Origin of the sequence: Sodalis sp. RH14 (assembly GCF_047324285.1) — a bacterium.
Taxonomy (GTDB): domain Bacteria; phylum Pseudomonadota; class Gammaproteobacteria; order Enterobacterales; family Enterobacteriaceae; genus Acerihabitans.
The window spans coordinates 4,268,614-4,288,954 of the sequence record NZ_CP178739.1; the positions used below are offsets into that span (position 1 = coordinate 4,268,614).

Here is a 20,341-nt window from a genome sequence, read left to right on the forward strand (position 1 = left end):
TATCACAGTGTCCCGTCATGAGACCTATGCTGTTGCTCGATGGAGGTCAGGATGCCGCGCAATATATGCAGCTCCTGGCTTTCCGGCCGGGCGCGGGCAAACAGGCGGCGCAGCTTGTTCATCACCTGCCCCGGATGCGCCTTGCGGATAAAACCGGTCTGGTCCAGCACCTGCTCCAGATGCTGGTAAAACCGTTCCAGCTCATCCACCAGCGGGTAAGGCGACGGTTCGTGGTTTTCCGGCACGCCGGCCTGCTGGCGCTCGAGAAAGGCAATGCGCACCTCATAGGCCAGGATCTGCACCGCCATCGCCAGGTTTAAGGAACTGTACTCCGGATTGGCCGGGATCTGCACATGAAAATGGCATTTTTGCAGTTCGTCGTTGGTCAGGCCGACGCGTTCGCGGCCAAACAGCAGCGCCACGGGCGCATGCTCGCCTTCCTGCACGCATTTCACGCCGCATTCGCGCGGCTCCAGCATCGGCCAGGGCAAGGTGCGCGAGCGGGCGCTGGTGCCGACTACCAGGCTGCAGCCGGCCAGGGCCTCGTCCAGGGTATCGACGAGGGTGGCGTTGCCGATGATGTCGCTGGCGCCGGCCGACAGGGCAATGGCCTGCGAATCGGGTTTCGTCAGCGGATTGACCAGATACAGGTTGCTTAATCCCATGGTTTTCATGGCCCGGGCGGCGGAACCGATATTGCCGGTGTGGGAAGTTTCAACCAGGACGACGCGGATATTGTGCAGCATAGACTTTCAAGGCAAAGGAATTATGGTCAATAGTTTATCACAGCCGTAGGCATATTGCTGGCGCTCTGCTATAATCTGCGCCGTTTTAGTTCTTTAACATCTTAGTGGACGATATCCATGCATCCGATGCTCAACATCGCCATTCGCGCTGCGCGAAAGGCGGGTAATTTAATTGCCAAACATTATGAAACCCCCGATGCCGTCGAAGCCAGCCAGAAAGGCGATAATGACTTCGTGACCAACGTCGATCGCGAGGCGGAACGTTTAATCATCGAAGTTATCCGCAAATCTTATCCCCAGCACACCATCATCAGTGAAGAATGCGGCGAACTGGCAGGCGAAGACCCCGATGTACAATGGATTATCGACCCACTGGATGGCACCACCAATTTCATCAAGCACCTCCCGCATTTCGCCGTGTCCATCGCCGTGCGCATTAAAGGCCGCACCGAAGTGGCCGTGGTCTACGATCCCATGCGCAACGAACTGTTCACCTCCACTCGCGGCCAGGGCACCCAGCTGAACGGCTATCGCCTGCGCGGCAGCACCTCCCGCGATTTGGAAGGGGCGATCATCGCCACCGGTTTCCCGTTTAAGCTAAAACAGCACTCCGCCACCTATATGAACCTTGTCGGCAAGCTGTTCAAGCAATGCGCCGATTTCCGTCGCAGCGGTTCCGCCGCGCTGGATCTGGCCTATGTGGCGGCCGGCCGGGTAGACGGTTTTTTTGAAATCGGCCTGAAACCCTGGGACTACGCCGGCGGCGAGCTGCTGGTGCGTGAAGCCGGCGGCCTGGTCACCGATTTTGTCGGCGGCCATAACCATCTGGTCTCCGGTAACCTGGTGGCGGGCAACCCGCGCGTGGTCAAGGCCATGCTGGGCGCGATGCGCGAAGAACTGAGCGATGCGTTAAGGCGTTAAGCGCCATCAGCTTCACTGGCTGAAAGGCCGGATGCCGATCGTTGGCGCATAGTGCGCGCCGGCGAAGAGTACCGCGCCGGCAACGATCAGCGCCATGCCGCCGGCGAGGGATAATGCCGCCCAGGCGGCAGCGCGCGCAGCGCCGCCTGCGTGCCTGCGAGTCAGGTGTTCGGCATAACGGCGCCCGAAAAATACCAGCAGCGATACCAGCAACAACGTCAGCGACGTCCCCGCCGCCATCACCAGCGCCGACAGCACACCCCACAGATAAACCCCCAGCACCTTGGCAAACAGCAGCACCATTACCGCCCCGGAACAGGGACGCACGCCCATGGCCAGCACCACCGCCAGCCGGGTACGCCAGCCCTCCGCAGAGACCAGCTCCTCATCGCCGGGCAGATGGCGGTGGCAGCAGCCGCCATGATGGTGATGATCGCCCGGCCCGCCGCTCCCGGAAGGCAAATAAGTCAGCCGGGGATAACACGCCAGCGGCAGGGCCCGCCCGCGGGTAGCGTAGCGCCGGCTCAGCGTCCGCCATAGCCGCAGGGCCGCCCGGCGGCACAGCAGTACGCCCGCCAGGATCATCAGCAGATAACCGGCCCGCTCCAGCCACGCTTCGCTCAGATGCAGAATCCCGGAAGAGAGCCGCAGCGCCACCAGCACCAGCGTCACCAGCGCAATCGCCATGGCGCCCTGCAGCAGCGAGGCCGCAAGCGTCATCGTCAGGCTGAGTTTTAAGCGCGCGGGATGGGTGGAAAGATACGTGGTGATAACCACCTTGCCATGTCCCGGGCCGACCGCGTGCAGTATGCCGTAGGTTAGGCTGAACAGCAGCAGGGCGCCGCCGTATCGCCCGGGATCACGCTGCACCTGCTGCATCAGCTGGGCCAGCTGCTGATGCAACTGACGCTGCCACTCGATGCTTAGCGTCATGATGTTGGCCCAGTGCAACGATATCCAGCCCAGCGCGCCCAGCAACGCCAGCAAAAACAACCAGAACGGCCACAGGCTGAACCAGGGATTGGCCGCGGGCCCCGGCGCTTGGCCGGTTCGCATCCTTAATGACATTGCAGCGTCACCCGCTGGGCAAACTGTTTGCCCAGCGCCATATCGACGTCCGGCGCCGCCGCTTTATCCAGCGACAGCGCATAGCGCTGCAGCGCCGCGTTGGGGGCGGGGGTCATCAGGTCGATGGCGCACCGCGCGGCCAAGTCCGGCGGCAGGCTGACGGCGTGTTTATCCGCATAGGTCATATCGACAAAATAGGTAGGATCAAAGGTGGAAAACACGATGGGCGCCCCTTTCAGCTCCGGCGGATGCGCCAGCGGCAGCACAAATACCAGCCGCGCCTTGAGTCCATTGCGCTCCAGATGATATTCCGTGGGCAGGTTTTCAAATTTCACCGCCTTGCCGTCCCGGTACACTTCCGTGAAATAGTGCTGGCCCAGCACATTGGCCATAATCTGCGCCGCCAGCTTTTTCCAGATCACCGAATCCGGTTTGGCGTCGCCGGCGTCATAAAATACATCGGCTGAGGTGATCTCATCCATGGTCCAGGTCATCTTCAGCCCGGTAAGCCGCTCGTCTTGCGCCAGGATGTCTGTTTTCATATCGATAAAACTATGTGGATGAGCATATACCGGCCGGCAAAAACCACCGGCGACGGCCAGAAACAATCCGAGGGGCAATCGCCGGCATGGCGTATTACCCCTGTCTTTACCCATGTTGCCACATAACATTTTGCCGTCCTGTTATTCCCCGGGAAGATGCTAGCGGAAATCCGGAACGCGCCGCAAGACATTTTCGGTCAACTTTGCATAACCGGCGGAACGATTAGGAAGGCTAAAGTGTGACCGGGCTTAAAGCCCGCAAACAAAATAGGCTGTAATCTCACTTAGGGAAATTGTTTCGCTATTATTAGCTGTATTCCTTAACGTAAGGGCATCACATCTATGAGCCTGAACACCCCAGAGGTGCCAGCGCTTTCAGGTCCACAACGCCGTAGCCATTTGCTTTTGATGCTTTTTGCGCCCGTGCCGTCATTGTCATTGGCCGCCCTGGCCCGTTATAACGGCGAGGATTTGCCCACGACACGGCGCGATCTGGCTCATATAGAGAGCGAGATCCGACGCATATACCATCTTCAGCTGATTGCGCATCATGACGGCAGCTACCGGATCGAAGGCACAATCCTGAACCAGCGCCTATGCCTGATAGAAGGCATGCGCCGGGCCTTACGCCTGTGCGCGGACAAAGTAACCCGCTATTTCCTGCCGTTGCAGGAACAGCTCTGGTCCCAGGCTCCCGCCGCTTTTCAGGCAAGCGCGCTACAAATAGACGAACTGGTTGAGCGGTTCACGGTGCTTATCGATCGCCCCGCCGCCCCGTATGACCGGGCTTTTCTCGCGATTTATCTGCGCTATATCCTTTGTCAGTGCCCGTTGGCCGATCATCCTGAATTCAACCAGCATCAGCAGCAGTGGCTGCGGCAAAAAGCCGAGTATGCCGCCGTGACGGACATGTTCCGCCATTGGCCGGTCCCTCCCGCCGAACTATTGTGCCTGACGCTCCTGTCGCGGATGCTGAAAACCCCGCACCGCGCCCGTTCGCCTTCCGGCGAGGACCGGCAGTTACTGCACGAGGTGGAGGAACTGGTCAAACGCTTCGAGCAACTGGCCGGCATGAGTTTCAATGAGCCGGAAATGCTGGCTGGCCAGCTGTTTTCACATCTCAGCGCGGCCCTGGAACGCTGTCATTTTCACGTGGGCATCGACAACAGCCTGCAAATGGAGGTGGAGGAGAAATACCCGCGGCTGCTGCGCACCGCCAAGACGGCGGTTATGCCGTTTGAGGCCGCCTATCGCATTCGTTTTTCACGCGAAGAGATGGGATTGATTGCGGTCATTTTTGGCGCCTGGCTGATGCAGGACAATGATTTGCAGGAAAAACAGGTGGTGATCCTGACCAAAAGCGGCGGCGAGCAGGAGAAGTTGCTGGAGCTGCAGATTCGCGAGTTAACCCTGCTGCCCCTGAATATTAAATTCCAGGCGCTGGCGGAATTCCAGGCGCAAGGCGCGCCGAAAAACACCGTTCTGGTGGTGACCTCGTTCGCCATGCCGCTGCCGCTGTTTTCCCCGCCGTTGATGCTGGTGCGCCTGCCGCTGGCGCAAAGCCAGCAAGAGCGCATCCGCCAGCTTTTGGAAACCCCGGGCACGGCCGGCAACTGCTGAGACAGATTCACACCGAACGCAAAGCAGACGCGTTAAAGGGAATGCGTGCCGATGGGGGGCCGAATCGGGCGTGGTTTTCACGCCCGCCCGAGCGCCCCATGGCACGATAGGCCCGCCAACACGATATTCAAACCAGACGTATCAACGTGAGCGCGGGCCTGGGGGGCTATCAGGCATAAACCGGATAGCGCGCGCAGATATCCAGCACTTTCTTTTTAGTGCGCTCGATAACCGCTTCGTCATGGATGCTGTCCAGAATATCGCAAATCCAGCCGGCCAGCTCGCGCACCTCCTGCTCGCCGAAACCGCGCCGGGTGACCGCCGGCGTGCCGATACGGATACCGGAGGTGACAAACGGACTTTTAGGATCGTTTGGCACGGCGTTCTTGTTCACGGTGATATTCGCCCTTCCGAGCGCGGCATCGGCTTCTTTACCGGTCAGGTTTTTGTCCACCAGGTCCAGCAGGAACAGATGGTTATCGGTACCGCCGGAAACAATGTTGTAGCCGCGTTCCAGGAACACCGCCACCATGGCCTTGGCGTTCCTGGCCACCTGCTGCTGGTAAATACGGAACGCCGGCTCCATCGCTTCTTTCAGCGCCACCGCCTTGCCGGCGATCACATGCATCAACGGCCCGCCCTGCCCGCCCGGGAAAACGGCGGAATTGAGCTTCTTATACAGTTCTTCGCTGCCGCCCTTGGCCAGGATCAGGCCGCCGCGTGGACCGGCCAGGGTTTTATGGGTCGTGGTGGTCACCACATGCGCGTGAGGCACCGGGTTCGGATAGACATCGGCGGCGACCAGGCCGGCCACATGGGCCATGTCGACAAACAGGTAAGCGCCCACTTTATCGGCGATTTCACGCATCTTAGCCCAATCGACAATACCGGAATAGGCGGAAAAACCGCCGATAATCATCTTCGGCTTATGCGTTTCGGCCAATTGCGCCAGCTCCGCGTAATCGATATGGCCGCTCTCATCAATGCCGTAAGGAATGATGTTATACAGTTTGCCGGAAAAGTTAACCGGCGAACCATGGGTCAGGTGACCGCCGTGGGCCAGGTTCATGCCCAGCACCGTATCGCCGGGCTGCAACAGCGCGGTATAGACGGCAAAGTTGGCCTGCGACCCGGAATGCGGCTGCACGTTGGCATAATCGGCGCCGAACAGCTCCTTGGCGCGATCGATGGCCAGCTGCTCGACGATATCGACAAATTCGCAGCCGCCGTAATAACGCTTGCCCGGATAACCTTCGGCATATTTATTGGTCAACTGGGAGCCTTGAGCCTGCATGACGCGCGGACTGGTGTAGTTTTCCGAGGCAATCAGTTCAATGTGCTCTTCCTGGCGCACCACTTCCTGCTCCATTGCCTGCCATAATTCGGCATCATAATCTGCAATGTTCATATCACGCTTTAACATCCGCTTCTCCTGGCTCAGCTGGCATCGCTGTGGGGTGAAAAAAAAGATTGTAAGAATCCGTTGACGCTATGGCGATAGTGTAAACTTTTTTGCCCCTGCTCCGATAGGGCCCGCGCCGGTTTTTAAGCAAACGATTCCGTCGCCGCGCGCCCATAAGGGCGGGCACGCGCGGGTCGCAAGGGGATTGGGATTTTTTTTCATGCCGGCGGGGAATTTTTTCATGACCACGGGACTCCCCGCCCAGCGGTATATGCCGCGGGCGCGGGAATAACGGCGGGCGTCAGATCGCTTCTTCGTCCTGCTCGCCGGTGCGGATACGCACAACGCGCGCAACGTCGAAAACAAAGATTTTACCGTCGCCGATTTTACCGGTCTGGGCGGTATGCATGATGGTATCGACGCAGCTGTCGACGATATCATCGGCCACCACCAGCTCGATTTTTACCTTGGGCAAAAAATCCACCATATATTCCGCGCCGCGATAAAGCTCGGTATGGCCTTTCTGGCGCCCGAAGCCTTTCACCTCGGTGACGGTCATGCCGGTGATGCCGACTTCCGCCAACGCCTCGCGCACATCGTCCAGTTTGAACGGTTTGATAATTGCATCGATTTTTTTCATCGTAAAACCTTTTTCAGGCAGCCCGGCGACGCCGGCCGCGCAGCATGGGTAAAAAGAGAGCCAACTTAGGCTTTAAAGTCGTTAGCGTCCAGCTCGTGACGAGACAAAAGCTTATAAAATTCAGTGCGGTTACGTCCGGCCATACGCGCCGCCTGGGTAACGTTACCTTTGGTGATCTGCAATAATTTACGCAGATAATGTAATTCAAATTGCAATCTGGCCTCAACAAACGTCGGCAAGACGGTATTTTCCCCCTCCAGCGCCTGCTCCACCAGCGCTTCGCTGATGACCGGGGCCGACGTCAGGGCCACACACTGTTCTATCACGTTAACCAGCTGACGTACATTGCCAGGCCAACTGGCCGCCATCAGACGTTTCATGGCATCGGTGGAAAAGCTGCGTACAAACGGCTTATGGCGCAGCGCCGCCGCCCGCAGCAAATGATTGGCCAGCACCGGGATATCCTCGGCACGCTCATGCAGCGCCGGCAATTTCAGGCTGACCACATTCAGGCGGTAATACAAATCTTCGCGAAACCCGCCTGCGGCCATCACCTTGGGCAGATCGCGGTGGGTGGCGGAAATGATCCTGACGTCGATATCCACATCCCAATTGCTGCCCAGCGGGCGCACTTTGCGCTCCTGCAGGACGCGCAACAGCTTGACCTGCAAGGATAGCGGCATATCGCCAATCTCGTCCAGGAACAGCGTCCCGCCCGCGGCCGCCTGGAACAAACCCTCCCGGCTGCTCACCGCGCCGGTAAACGCCCCTTTGGCATGCCCGAACAGCTCCGACTCCAGCAACTGCTCCGGCAACGCGCCGCAGTTAATGGCGATAAAAGGATGTTTGGCGCGGGGGCTGGCGGCATGGATCGCCTGCGCCAGGATCTCCTTGCCGGTGCCGCTCTGGCCGTTAATCAGCACGCTGACATCCGACTGCGCCACCATTTTAGCCTGCTCCAGCAGCCGCAGCATGAGGGGGCTGCGGGTGACGATTGACTCGCGCCAGCTGTCGTCGCCCGCCGGCATCGACAGTTGCAGGGCATGATCGATAGCCTGGTATAAGGCATCCCTGTCGACGGGTTTGGTCAGGAAACTGAACACGCCTTTTTGCGTGGCGGCTACCGCATCGGGTATGGAACCATGGGCGGTCAGGATGATCACCGGCATGCCGGGCTGATGGCGCTGGATCTCGCCGAACAGCGCCAGCCCGTCCATTTCGTCCATGCGCAGATCGCTTATCACCAGATCGATTTTTTCCCGCGCCAGCACGCGCAGGGCGTCCTGGCCGCTTTCGGCGGTGGTGACGGTAAATCCTTCGCTGGTCAGGCGCATGCCCAGCAGTTTCAGCAGGCTGGTATCATCGTCGACCAATAATAAATGGGCGGTTTGATGTTGGCTCATTATTTACCGGTTCCCTGTTGTGGTCCGGCGGCGCCACGGCCCGCGGCGGCGTCCGGCGCGTCGTTATCGTCGTTGTCGGGCATATCCGGCGACAGCTGCTTGCGGGAGGATAACCGCTGCTCGATTTCCGTCAGGTTCTGCAGTTTGCGGGTGGTCACGTCCAGCTTACGCTGCAGCTCCATCTGCTGGATGCGCAGCATGTCTATCTGGCTGGCGCTGGTTTCCTGCTGCCGCTGGCTGCGGCTGCGCTCCTCCGCCAGCATCAGGCGCAGCGCCTGTTGTTGGCGCCACATTTTAAACAGCGGATAGATCGTCGCGGGAAATTGGGAACGGAATTCCAACAGGTGCTGATAAGACTCGCGCCGTTCAATCACGCTGATGCCGGCTGAATTGAGCAAAATACTCTGCCTGAAGGCGTCATGCCAGGTCTCGCCCGACTGATGCCCGGCTTCGGCGCGCGCCTGGGTGGGCGTTATGCGTTCGGCGCACTGCATGGCGCGCAGCCAGTAGCCGGGGTCGGCCAGGGTGGATTCTGCGTCGGTTTGCCAGAGTTCGTTGCATTCGGCGGCGAAACGGTTCGGCGGCGAGACCTGCTGCACCTGGGCCGTGGAAGAGCCGGCCACATCGCGGTGAGCGGGATAACCATGGCATCCCGCCAGCAGCACGGGCAGCAGGCATACCGGCCTGAACAGCCCGCGTATTGATGCCGGCGGCAAGGAAAAGCGAATCAGGCGATTAAAGCTTAGCGTCAATCTGCCCATCGCCGGTGCGGTACGTAACATCATTATTATTCATTCTCGGCGGTTAAGGGTAATTCTATCCGAAAGCAGACCCCGGCATACTCCACCGTCACCAGGTTAAGCTCGCCGTTCATCCTGCGGATACAATCACGCGCGATGCTTAATCCCAGGCCGCTGCCTTTAACCGCGCCCTTGCGTTGAACGCGGCCCTGGTAAAACGGCTCGAAAATCATGGTTTGCTCCGCCGGCATGATCGGCTCTCCGCTGTTGGCGATGTCCAGGATAAGGCGACCGGACGAAGTGCGGCTGCGGATCCAAATGTTACCGGATTCCGGGCCATAGTGCACCGCATTGGAGTAGAGATTGTCCAGCACGCGCATTAACAGCACCGGCTGCGCCCTGACGCGTTCGCACTCCAGCGCCACCAGGGTATGGATGTCCTTGGCGCGGGCCGGCAGGCTATGGGCGGTAATAACCCGCTCGATCATGGCGCCGAGAGCGATATCTTCATAGTCCGCCGGACTGTCGGCCAGTTTGCGATTGTAGTCGAGCAGCTGTTCGATCAGTAGTTGCAAGTGACGGCTGCTGCTGTCCAGGATGGCCACCACGTCCTGCTGATCCGGCGTCAGCGGACCGGCCACCTCGTCCGCCAGCAGCGCCGTGCCCTCGCGCAGGCTGGCCAGGGGCGTTTTCAGTTCATGGGAGATATGGCGTAAAAACTCATGGCGCTGGGATTCCAGCCAGGACAATCGTTCGTTAAGCCATAAAATGCGCTGCGCCAGCGACTGGATTTCACGCGGGCCGGTAAAAGAGACCCAATCGTCCAGGGGCCGTCCCTGCCCAAGCCGGTTAATCATTTTTTCGACCCTTTTCACCGGACCGATAATCATGCGGGTAAAGAGGATCACCAGCACCAGGCTAAACATAAACAGCAGCAGTGCCTGCCAGCCGAAAAAACGGCCGCGCTCGGCGATGGCCCGCTGCAATTGCTGGCCGCGGGTAAAAATATCATTGCGCGTGGCCTGCACCATATCATTGTTGGCATGGGAAAAATCCCTCAGCAAGGCGGACGCCTGCGCATTCGGTCCGCTGTTTTCGCATTGAATGGCGGCGAGCTGGTCCAGTAGCTGGGTAAGCCGCTGATAATAGCGTTGATCGGGCAGCATGCCGGCGCGGACGTTGAGGATTTGGGTATATTGCCGTCGCTGGTTTTGGTAAAGGGTGACCAGGGTTTCATCGTCGAGCACGCAATACTGGCGATAGCTGCGCTCCATCTCCAGCGCCACGCTGCCCATGGACTCGATGCGCCGGGCGTCCGAGAGCGTGGTACGGTTGATATCCGCCGCCTGCTCGCTAAGATTATCCAGGCTTTGCCAGGCCTGGTAAGCCAGTAACAGCAGGGGCAGCAGCACCAGCGTAAAGGCCAGGATCACCAGTTGCCGCAGGGATCGGGGAAAGGGACGCCACGTCTTCAAAAAAATCATCCTGTGATTGCCGACAAAGTCTTTGCCGATGCTATCCGGTTCGGTGGCTTGAAGAAAGCATAAAAAAAGCACTTGGCCCGCGGGCAAGTGCTTTTTTATCGGAATAGGGGGTGCCTCACTCAACGTGTCGTCCTGTGGGTGATAAAGCCGTAAGGCAATTATCGGTATGTTGGACGATAGGCACCGTTCTTTGGCGTCATTCGGTAGTTATGAAGCAAAAGCCGTTGGTTAAGCGTAAACGGCGCTGTCATATCGGGGTGAATGAGCAACTGGGCTATAGTATGCAGCATTCATGCCATAAATAAAATAATTTTATAATACGTTGAAAATAAATAACATTTTCAGGTACCGCTCCCTATACCGCATTGTACTGCCCGGGCCGGCGCCGCCGTTTGTCTCCCGAAAGAGACATAAATCGCAGTAAAATAAAATATCATTAAAAAACAATTAATTAAGTGTCTCTAAAAAGAGACAGAATTATCTTAAGAAATGAATTAAAGCGACACTTTGCTTTCGGCTGCCCCACCGGCGGAGTACGTGAAAAAAAAGCGCCGGCAACGAGCCGACAGCCGCTGATTAGCCTCTGACGGGACGGCGCCACGGCACGCACAGGATGCCGCCGCGCGCGCCGTAAGCGCCACGGCCGGCTTAGCCCAGCTGTTTGCGCGCGTTGCGGAACATGCGCATCCAGGGACCGTCTTCGCCCCACTCGCCGGGATGCCAGGAATTGCTCACCGTCCTGAATACCCGCTCAGGATGCGGCATGGTCAGAGTGACCCGCCCGTTGGCGCTGGTCACGGCGGTGATGCCGTTCGGGGACCCGTTCGGATTGGCCGGATAGGTTTCGGTAACCTTGCCGGTGTTATCCACGAACCGCAACGCCACCAGGCCCGCATGTTCCAGCGCCGCCAGATGCGCGGCATCGCGCACCTCCACCAGCCCTTCGCCGTGGGATACGGCGATGGGCAGGCGGGAACCGACCATGCCCTGCAACAATAACGAGGGGCTTTGCGTCACCTCCACCAGGCTGAAGCGGGCTTCAAAGCGTTCCGACTTGTTGCGCACGAAGCGCGGCCACAGTTCGGCCCCCGGGATAAGCTCGCGCAGGTTGGACATCATCTGGCAACCGTTGCACACCCCCAGCGCCAGGGTTTGCGGACGGTTGAAAAACGCCTCGAACTCGTCGCGCACGCGCGGATTGAACAGGATGGATTTGGCCCAGCCCTCCCCCGCGCCCAGCACATCGCCGTAGGAGAAGCCGCCGCAGGCCACCAGCGCCTGGAACTCCTGCAAATCACGGCGCCCGGACAGCAGGTCGCTCATATGCACGTCGATGGCGTCAAAGCCGGCGCGATGGAACGCCGCGCCCATCTCCACATGGGAATTCACCCCCTGCTCGCGCAGGATAGCCACCCGGGGCTTCGCCTGCCTGGCGATATAAGGCGCGGCGATATCCTCGGCCGGGTCAAAGCTCAGCGCGACATTCAGGCCCGGATCGCTATCATCCTGCTTGGCGGCGTGCTCCTCGTCGGCGCAGCCGGGGTTATCACGCAGACGCTGCATCTGCCAGGTGGTTTCCGCCCACCAGGTGCGCAGCAGGGTGCGGCTTTCGCTATAGACCGCGCGGTCGGCGCGGCGGATAACCACCCGGTCGCCCGCTTCGGCCCGGCCGAGATAACGCAGGCAATCCGCCAGGCCATGGTCGGCGAACAGTTGTTCGACGCGATCCCGATCGCCGGCGGCGATCTGGATCACCGCGCCAAGCTCTTCATTAAATAACGCCGCCAGCGTATCCTCGCCAAGGGCCGCGATATCGATATCCAGGCCGCAATGGCCGGCAAAGGCCATTTCCAATAGCGTCACCAGCAGGCCGCCGTCGGAACGGTCGTGGTACGCCAGCAGAACGCGGTCCGCCACCAGTTGCTGCAGCGCGCGATAAAAGCCGCCCAACTGCGCCACGTCGCGCACGTCCGCCGTATCGTCGCCCAGCTGGCGATAGACCTGCGCCAGGGCGGTGGCGCCCAGCGCCTGATGCCCGGCGCCCAGATCGATAAGCAACAGGGCGTTATCCTGCCCGGCGCGCAGCTGCGGGGTTACCGTGCCGCGCACGTCTTCCACCCGGGCGAAGGCGGTAATCACCAGCGACATGGGCGACGTCATTTCACGCTGCTCAGCACCCTGCGGCCAGCGGGTTTTCATCGACATCGAATCCTTGCCCACCGGAATGGTCAGGCCCAGCGCCGGGCAAAGCTCCTCGCCCACCGCCCTGACCGCGTCATACAGGCCGGCATCCTCGCCGGGATGGCCGGCGGCGGCCATCCAGTTGGCGGAAAGCTTGATGCGTTTAATATCGCCAATCTGGGTCGCCGCCAGATTGGTAAGCGCTTCGCCCACCGCCAGACGGGCCGAGGCGGCAAAATTCAGCAGCGCCACCGGCGCGCGTTCGCCAATGGCCATCGCTTCGCCGTAATAGCTGTCCAGGCTGGCGGTGGTAACCGCGCAGTCCGCCACCGGCACCTGCCACGGCCCGACCATTTGATCGCGCGCTACCATGCCGGTGACCGTGCGATCGCCGATGGTAATCAGGAAGGTTTTTTCCGCCACCACCGGCAGATGCAGCACCCGTTTTACCGCCTCGGCCATCTCGATGCCGCCGCGGTTAAGCGGCGTGCCCGCCACCGGCAGCCGGACAACGTCGCGCGTCATTTTCGGGGTTTTGCCGAGCAGCACGTCCAGCGGCAGATCGATGGGACGGTTGTTGAAATGGCTGTCGTCCAGGCTGAGATGCAGTTCTTCCGTCGCCTCGCCAATCACCGCGAAGGGCGCGCGCTCGCGGCGGCAGATGGCCTCGAAGGCCGCCAGCTGTTCAGGCGCCACCGCCATCACATAACGTTCCTGCGATTCATTGCACCAGACTTCCAGCGGGCTCATGCCGGGCTCGTCGTTGGGAATATCCCGCAGCTGGAAACGCCCGCCGCGATTGCCGTCGCTGACCAGCTCCGGCATGGCGTTGGACAGCCCGCCGGCGCCGACGTCATGGATAAACAAAATAGGATTGTCGTCGCCCATCTGCCAGCAGCGGTCGATCACCTCCTGGCAGCGGCGCTCCATTTCCGGGTTGTCGCGCTGCACCGAGGCGAAGTCGAGATCGGCGTCCGACTGGCCGGACGCCATCGAGGACGCCGCGCCGCCGCCGAGACCGATATTCATCGCCGGGCCGCCCAGCACGATAAGCTTGGCGCCGGGGGTGATCTCTCCTTTCTGCACATGGCCGTCGCGAATATTGCCGAGGCCGCCCGCCAGCATAATGGGCTTATGGTAGCCGCGCAGCTCAACGCCGTTATGGCTGTCGACCCGCTCCTCATAAGTGCGGAAATACCCGGTCAGCGCGGGACGGCCGAACTCATTGTTAAACGCCGCGCCGCCCAGCGGACCGTCGGTCATGATATCCAGCGCGCTGACAATGCGATCCGGCTTGCCGAAATCCTCTTCCCACGGCTGGCCGAAACCGGGAATGCGCAGGTTGGAGACGGAAAAGCCCACCAGGCCGGCCTTGGGCTTGGACCCGCGGCCGGTGGCGCCCTCATCGCGTATCTCGCCGCCGGAGCCGGTGGCGGCGCCGGGCCAGGGTGAAATAGCCGTGGGATGATTATGGGTTTCCACCTTCATCAGGATATGCGCCGCTTCCTGGTGATAATCGTAACGGGCGCTGCCGGGTGCGGCGAAGAAACGTCCCACCGCCGGTCCCTCCATGACCGCGGCATTGTCCTTATAGGCGGACAGGACAAACTCCGGCGTCTGTTCAAAGGTGTTCTTGATCATTTTAAACAGCGACTTCGGCTGTTCCTGGCCGTCGATAATCCAGTCGGCGTTGAAGATTTTATGGCGACAATGTTCGGAATTGGCCTGGGCGAACATATACAGCTCAACGTCGGTGGGATCGCGGCCCAAGCGGGTGAACGCCTCGAGCAGGTAGTCGATTTCATCCGGCGCCAGCGCCAGCCCCAGCGTCTGGTTGGCCTGCTCCAGGGCGTCGCGGCCGTCCGCGAGCATAGCCACGGTGCGCACCGGCGCGGGCTCGTGGTGGGCAAACAGCGCCTGGGCCTGCTCCAGCTCGCTGAAGACGGTTTCCATCATCCGGTCATGCAGCAACGTCCCCAGTTGCCGCCACTGGTCCCCGGTCATCGACGCGCCCTGGAAATAAAACGCCAGCCCGCGTTCCAGGCGCTTGACCTGCGCCAGCCCGCAGTTATGGGCGATATCGGTGGCCTTCGACGACCAGGGGGATAATGTGCCGGGACGCGGCGTAACCAGCAGCAGCCGGCCCTGGGGCGCATGTTCGGCGAGAGAGGGGCCATACTTCAGCAGCCGTTGCAGCCGGGCAAGCTCGTCGGCGGAAAGCGGCGCGCTCAGGTCGGCAAAGTGGACATATTCAGCATAGACATCGCTGACCGGAAGCCGGGCATCCTGGCAGCGGGACAATAGCTTGTTGATACGAAATGCCGACAGAGCGGGCGAACCACGCAGTATTTCCATAATAAAAGATCTCTCGTCTTTGAACCGGCGACCAAAGGTGCTCGGGTACGGCTTGCCATGGGGCGCATCTTTAGCGCAGCTTCAGGGGGGAAACGCGCGCCATTATAGAGAATCCCGGCGGCGGACGAAACCGTTTGCGCGGTTATTGTTGCGATTCTTCTTGTTAAAACGTCCCCGCGGCGGGAATGCAATAAATTTGCACCTTGGCGTTTTGTTAAGCAAAATGCTCCGACCCCAGGGAAAAAAAGATAATAACACCGCGATCACAGACCGCGATAAAATCGCCCCGGCGAGAGATAACTATTTGAAGCGTTTTAAATTAAATTATGTCGTGACCGGCGTTATCGCCGTCTTGCTGACCTGGGCGTTGTGGTTAAACGTCCCCTGGCACAGCATGCAGGACGATAAACTCAGCCAGATAAAAGCCAGGGGAACGCTGCGCGTCAGCACCATCGACGCTCCGCTGAGCTTTTATACCGCCAACAACCAGCAAACCGGTTTCGATTACGAACTGGCGAAGCGTTTCGCCGATTATCTGGGGGTCAGGCTGGTCATCCGCCAGCGCCATACCCTCAATGAACTGTTCGACGATCTGGACAACGACGATGCCGATCTGCTCGCCGCCGGATTGCTCTACAATAACGACCGCCTGCAGCGTTTTACTACCGGCCCCGCCTATTATTACGTTTCCCAGCAACTGGTGTACCGCCTGGGCCAGCCGCGGCCGAAAAACCTCGGCGCCCTGCAGGGCCGGCTGGCCGTCTCCTCCGGGTCGGCGCATATCTCGCTGCTGCGCGGCCTGAAGGAAACAAAATATCCGCAATTGCAATGGGAGGTATCCTCCGATCTCAGCAGCAAGGCGCTGCTGGAGCAGGTGGCCGAAGGCAAGCTCGACTATACGCTGGTGGATTCGGCGACCGTCGGCCTGCTGCAACGGGTGCATCCGCAACTGGCCGTGGCCTTCGACGTCAGCGACGAGGAGCCGGTCACCTGGTATCTGCCGCGGCGCAATAGCGACAACCTTTCCGCCGCCCTGCTGGATTTTTTCAGCGGCCAGGAAGCGGACGGCACCATGGCGCGGCTGGAGGAAAAATATCTCGGCCACGTGGGCAGTTTTGATTACGTGGACACCAAGACCTTTTTGACCTCCATCGACGCCACGCTGCCGACGCTGCAAGGGCTGTTCCAGCAATATGCCAAGGAAATCGACTGGAAACTGCTGGCGGCCATCTCCTATCAGGAATCCCATTGGAATCCCCAGGCCGTCTCCCCCACCGGCGTGCGCGGCCTGATGATGTTGACCCGCGCCACCGCCGATAGCCTGGGCATTACCGATCGGCTGGACATTGAACAAAGCATCCGGGGCGGGGCGCTGTATCTGGAACGCATGATGCAAAAAGTGCCCGATACCATTCCCGAGGATGAAAAAATCTGGTTTGCGCTGACCGCCTATAATATGGGTTATGCGCATATGCTGGACGCGCGCGCCCTGACGGCAAAGCAGCAGGGCAATCCCGACAGCTGGGTGGACGTCAAGCTGCGCCTGCCGATGCTCAGCCAGCCGCGCTACTATCAGCAAACCACTTACGGCTATGCGCGCGGCCAGCAAGCCTACAATTACGTGGAAAATATCCGGCGCTATGAAATGAGCCTGAACGGCTACCTGGAAGAGAAAGAGAAAAAGGCGGCGCAGCTGGCGGCGACCGGGGCTGAACCGCTAGCCCCGTCCCCGGCCGCGACGCCCGGCCCGGCGCCGGCGAAAATCCCGCCGCAGATCACCGGACTGTTCCCGCCCAATGCGACCGGCGCCGTGGCCGCGCCGCCCTGGATCCGGCCCGGCGGCGTTATTCCGTAATCGTCGGGTCCTGGGACTTCAGCGCCAGGCGGCGCGCTTTATGCGCCTCGCGGCGGGCACGGAAAAACGCGCTCAGCTGGGCGGAGCACGCCCCGGCCAGTACGCCCTCGGTAATAGCCACGCAATGATTAATGCCCGGCTGGCGCAGCACATCGCACAACGAACCCGCCGCGCCGGTTTTCTCATCCCTGGCGCCGAAGACCAGCCGGCCGACGCGCGCATGGATAATCGCGCCGGCGCACATTACGCAGGGTTCAAGCGTGACGTATAGCGTGGTATTCACCAACCGGTAGTTGCCAAGCACCGCCCCGCCCTGGCGCAGCGCCATGATTTCCGCATGGGCGGTGGGATCGTGACGCCCGATGGAACGATTCCAGCCTTCGCCGATGACCCGGCCGTCCAGCACCAGCACCGCGCCCACCGGCACCTCGCCCTCGCCTTCGGCCCGGCCGGCCAGGGAGAGGGCATGGCGCATCCAGATTTCGTCGCCCTGTTCGCCGTGCATATCTGTTCTCCCGGATGATTCGCAGCCGGTGATTATACAGGGATAAAGGGATTTTTTAATCCAGTTGTTTTAACTCGCCCTCGCGGGTGACGCGCCAGCGATGTTCGCAAAAATAGAGCAGCGGGCTGTCGTGCTGGCTATCGCTATAGCCGCTGAACAGCTTAAGCGGCGTGCCCAGTTCGCGCTCGAGCTGGGCCACTTTTTCATGCCCCAGGCAGCGCAGGGTCAATACCCAGCCGCCGTGCCGGCGGGTCATCCTGCTGCCGATAAGCTTAACCCGCGGCAAAAACAGCGCGTCGGCGTACACTCCTTGCACCAAGGGTTCCGGCGAGCCGGTGATCAGCCACACCTGCGCATCCTGGCTGGCCAAATAGTCGTTCAGGCGCTGCAGCACGATGGGAAAGCCGGTGACCCGCTGGCGGAACCAGACGACAAAACGTTGCTGCAACTTGATAAGCCGGGCTTCGCTGTGGCCGAAGGTAATTGCCCATAACAACAGGCTCATCGGCCAACGCGCCGAGCGCCCCTTCACCAATAGCCCGATGCCGACGACCGGCAATACCGGCAGGACCAGGATGGCGTTCAGCGGCAGGTGGCGCAGCAGATAACGCAGAAAACAACCGAACATATCCTGTTGATGCAGCGTGCCGTCCAAATCGAAAAAAACTATGCGCGAGGCTGCTGTGCGACTCAAAACAACTCCTCCGGTTAAAATATCTTATGATCCCGGGCGTCCGTCCCCGTCGCCAGGGTAACGATCATGCCGGCCCACGGAAAACATGTCCGGCGCCGGAAGGGGAAAAATACGCGCATGCGCATACGGTTGTTATCAGTGTAGACAGTACTGGTGGATGTAGCCTGTTTACCGCGCCCTGAAAACGGTGTTTTATTTCCCGGCATCAAGGGCATGGCGCAAATAGCCCCGGTGCTCCGACAGCAGGCGCGCCGCCTCGTCGGCGTCAGCGCCGGTGAGGATCATCAAAATCGCCGGTTTCACCGCATAGCCGGTCAACGCGAGGATTTCACCGGCCCGCGCCGTATCGCAGCCGGTCGCCTCGGCCACAATACGGCAGGCGCGATCCGCCAGTTTAATGTTGGTGGCCTTCACATCCACCATCAGATTTTGATAGACCTTACCGAGTTTCACCATGGCGCCGGTGGAAATCATATTCAGCACCAGCTTTTGCGCGGTGCCGGACTTCATCCGGGTGGAGCCGGTCAGCACCTCGGGGCCCACCACGGGCGAAATGGCGATACGCGCCTCGCGGGCCAGCGGCGAACCGGGATTGCAGGAAATGGCCGCCGTGGGACACCCCAGCCCCGCAGCATAGCGCAAACCGCCGATCACGTACGGGGTACGGCCCGATGCCGCCAGCCCGACCACCATATCCACGGCGCGCAGTCCGATGGCCTGCAAATCATCCCGGGCCAGGGTCAGGCTATCCTCGGCCCCCTCCACCGCTTTCAGCAAGGCGCCCGGCCCGCCGGCGATCAGCCCCACCACCATGCCTTCGGGCACGCCGAAGGTGGGCGGACATTCAGCCGCGTCCAGCACGCCCAGCCGGCCGCTGGTGCCGGCGCCCAGATAGATCAGGCGACCGCCGGCGGCAAGCGCCGCCGCCGCCAGATCCACCGCCCCGGCGATGGCGGGTAATTCGCGGCCGATGGCCTCCGGCACCAGGCGATCCTGTTGATTAAACAACGTCACCATCTGCAGGGTGGAGAGCATATCCAGGTTCATCGAGGCCGGATTACGGGTCTCCGATACCAACGCGCCCAGGGTTGCCACATCATTGTTCATCTCGTCACCATTGAATTTTTTATTCATTTAATTGAATCTATTATTGAATATTAAATTCCGGCAGGCGAGAAAATTCTGTACTCTGTCGTCTCCGGAGCGGAATGGCCATGGCAGGGTTCGACATGCATATTCACCCTGGGCGCTTTATTTATAATCCCTTGTTAATGGGCCGTTGTTTTATGAGTTTTTCGTTATGAGTCTTTTGTTATGAGCAGTGTGCTTCGTATTCGTCAGCTATATCGCTCGCTATCGCTCAACGACCGCAAGCTGGCCGATTATCTTTTAACGCAAACCGACCAGGCAAGGCATCTCAGCTCGCAAAAAGTCGCCGAACAGGCAGGCGTCAGCCAGTCAAGCGTGGTGAAGTTCGCGCAAAAGCTGGGTTACAAAGGCTTTACGGCGTTAAAACTGGCGCTCAGCGAAACCTTGGCCGGCGCCTATGAGCTGCCGTCCATCAGGGTGCATAACCATATCTTAAGCGACGATCCGCTGAAAGCGGTGGGCGAAAAGCTGCTGACGGAAAAAGTGGCCGCGCTGCGGGCGACGCTTGATATCAATAGCGAGGAAAAACTCCGCCAGGCGGCGGCCATGTTGCAGGAGGCCCGCCGGGTGATTATCGTCGGCATAGGCGCATCCGGCCTGGTGGCCAAGGATTTCTCCTATAAGCTGATGAAAATCGGCATGTCGGCGGTGGCGGAAACCGACATGCACGTACTGTTGGCCACCATCCAGGCGGTCAGCCCCCATGACCTGCTGCTGGCCATCTCCTTTAGCGGCGCGCGCCGCGAGATTAACCTGGCGGCGCAGGAGGCGCACCGGGTAGGGGCGCGGGTGATGGCAATCACTCACTTCTCGCCTAATGCGCTGCAACAGCACGCCGATATCGCCCTCTACACGGTGGCGGAAGAACAGGCGCAGCGCAGCGGCGCCATTTCCTCCACCATCGCTCAGCAATCGCTGACCGATCTGCTGTTTATGGCGCTGGTGCAGCGCGACCTGGAAAATGCGCCGCAGCGCATCCGCCATAGCGAAGAACTGCTCAAAAAATTAGTATAATCCCCATCCTGACGAGAGATGC

16 protein-coding genes are annotated in these 20,341 nt (G+C 60.2%); 4 read left to right on the forward strand and 12 right to left on the reverse strand.

Annotated elements, in window-relative coordinates; genetic code table 11:
* Positions 1 to 2: 2 nt before the first annotated feature.
* The gene (gene trmJ / locus ACL2XQ_RS19410) at positions 3 to 746 is read right to left on the reverse strand and encodes a tRNA (cytosine(32)/uridine(32)-2'-O)-methyltransferase TrmJ (RefSeq protein WP_410013999.1); all 744 of its coding nucleotides are present in this window, start codon (positions 744 to 746) and stop codon (positions 3 to 5) included.
* 117 nt (positions 747 to 863) lie between these two features.
* Between trmJ and suhB the strand changes: the two genes are divergently transcribed.
* Positions 864 to 1,667, forward strand: coding sequence for an inositol-1-monophosphatase (gene suhB / locus ACL2XQ_RS19415; RefSeq protein ID WP_331122451.1), 804 nt, complete (start codon positions 864 to 866; stop codon positions 1,665 to 1,667).
* 12 nt (positions 1,668 to 1,679) lie between these two features.
* Here the strand turns inward: suhB and ACL2XQ_RS19420 are convergent, their stop codons facing one another.
* Together ACL2XQ_RS19420 and ACL2XQ_RS19425 are read right to left on the reverse strand one after the other, a co-directional pair.
* Positions 1,680 to 2,723, reverse strand: coding sequence for a nickel/cobalt transporter (locus tag ACL2XQ_RS19420; RefSeq protein WP_413721181.1), 1,044 nt, complete (start codon positions 2,721 to 2,723; stop codon positions 1,680 to 1,682).
* 2 nt (positions 2,724 to 2,725) lie between these two features.
* Positions 2,726 to 3,391 (reverse strand): DUF1007 family protein, encoded by a 666-nt coding sequence (locus ACL2XQ_RS19425; protein WP_413723481.1) that lies wholly within the window; start codon positions 3,389 to 3,391, stop codon positions 2,726 to 2,728.
* Between the two features lie 228 nt (positions 3,392 to 3,619).
* Between ACL2XQ_RS19425 and csiE the strand changes: the two genes are divergently transcribed.
* Complete coding sequence (csiE, locus tag ACL2XQ_RS19430) at positions 3,620 to 4,897, forward strand: stationary phase inducible protein CsiE (RefSeq protein WP_410013995.1); 1,278 nt, start codon at positions 3,620 to 3,622, stop codon at positions 4,895 to 4,897.
* Between the two features lie 169 nt (positions 4,898 to 5,066).
* On the opposite strand, the gene glyA is transcribed toward csiE, so the two are convergent.
* The 6 genes from glyA to purL form a co-directional block, all read right to left on the reverse strand.
* A complete protein-coding gene (glyA, locus tag ACL2XQ_RS19435) occupies positions 5,067 to 6,320 on the reverse strand; it encodes a serine hydroxymethyltransferase (RefSeq protein ID WP_410013994.1) in 1,254 nt (417 codons plus the stop codon).
* A 280-nt stretch (positions 6,321 to 6,600) separates the two neighbouring features.
* A complete protein-coding gene (gene glnB / locus ACL2XQ_RS19440) occupies positions 6,601 to 6,939 on the reverse strand; it encodes a nitrogen regulatory protein P-II (RefSeq protein ID WP_331122444.1) in 339 nt (112 codons plus the stop codon).
* A 65-nt stretch (positions 6,940 to 7,004) separates the two neighbouring features.
* On the reverse strand, positions 7,005 to 8,342 hold the full coding sequence (gene glrR / locus ACL2XQ_RS19445) for a two-component system response regulator GlrR (protein ID WP_410013993.1): 1,338 nt from the start codon (positions 8,340 to 8,342) through the stop codon (positions 7,005 to 7,007).
* On the reverse strand, positions 8,342 to 9,127 hold the full coding sequence (locus ACL2XQ_RS19450) for a two-component system QseEF-associated lipoprotein QseG (RefSeq protein ID WP_410013992.1): 786 nt from the start codon (positions 9,125 to 9,127) through the stop codon (positions 8,342 to 8,344). The genes glrR and ACL2XQ_RS19450 overlap by 1 nt, the downstream gene beginning before the upstream one ends.
* A gap of 2 nt (positions 9,128 to 9,129) precedes the next feature.
* Positions 9,130 to 10,566: a sensor histidine kinase gene (locus tag ACL2XQ_RS19455; RefSeq protein ID WP_410013991.1), complete on the reverse strand. Its 1,437-nt coding sequence runs from the start codon at positions 10,564 to 10,566 to the stop codon at positions 9,130 to 9,132.
* Positions 10,567 to 11,214: 648 nt separating this feature from the next.
* Positions 11,215 to 15,102 carry a phosphoribosylformylglycinamidine synthase gene (purL, locus tag ACL2XQ_RS19460; protein ID WP_413729649.1) on the reverse strand — a complete coding sequence of 1,296 codons (3,888 nt, stop codon included), beginning with the start codon at positions 15,100 to 15,102 and terminating at the stop codon, positions 11,215 to 11,217.
* 223 nt (positions 15,103 to 15,325) lie between these two features.
* Between purL and mltF the strand changes: the two genes are divergently transcribed.
* Complete coding sequence (gene mltF / locus ACL2XQ_RS19465; RefSeq protein WP_413739563.1) at positions 15,326 to 16,957, forward strand: membrane-bound lytic murein transglycosylase MltF; 1,632 nt, start codon at positions 15,326 to 15,328, stop codon at positions 16,955 to 16,957.
* Here mltF and tadA read toward each other — a convergent pair.
* The 3 genes from tadA to murQ all read right to left on the reverse strand — a co-directional run bounded on the left by tadA (position 16,947) and on the right by murQ (position 19,290).
* Entirely contained in the window at positions 16,947 to 17,462 is a 516-nt protein-coding gene (gene tadA / locus ACL2XQ_RS19470; protein ID WP_413721184.1) for a tRNA adenosine(34) deaminase TadA, read from the reverse strand. The two genes, mltF and tadA, sit on opposite strands and share 11 nt — an antisense overlap.
* A 55-nt stretch (positions 17,463 to 17,517) precedes the next feature.
* Positions 17,518 to 18,156, reverse strand: a complete 639-nt coding sequence (gene yfhb, locus ACL2XQ_RS19475) for a phosphatidylglycerophosphatase C (protein WP_410013987.1) — start codon at positions 18,154 to 18,156, stop codon at positions 17,518 to 17,520.
* 192 nt (positions 18,157 to 18,348) lie between these two features.
* Positions 18,349 to 19,290: an N-acetylmuramic acid 6-phosphate etherase gene (gene murQ, locus ACL2XQ_RS19480; protein WP_413739564.1), complete on the reverse strand. Its 942-nt coding sequence runs from the start codon at positions 19,288 to 19,290 to the stop codon at positions 18,349 to 18,351.
* 180 nt (positions 19,291 to 19,470) lie between these two features.
* On the opposite strand from murQ, the gene ACL2XQ_RS19485 reads away from it, so the two are divergent.
* Positions 19,471 to 20,319, forward strand: coding sequence for a MurR/RpiR family transcriptional regulator (locus ACL2XQ_RS19485; protein ID WP_410013985.1), 849 nt, complete (start codon positions 19,471 to 19,473; stop codon positions 20,317 to 20,319).
* Positions 20,320 to 20,341 lie beyond the last annotated feature (22 nt).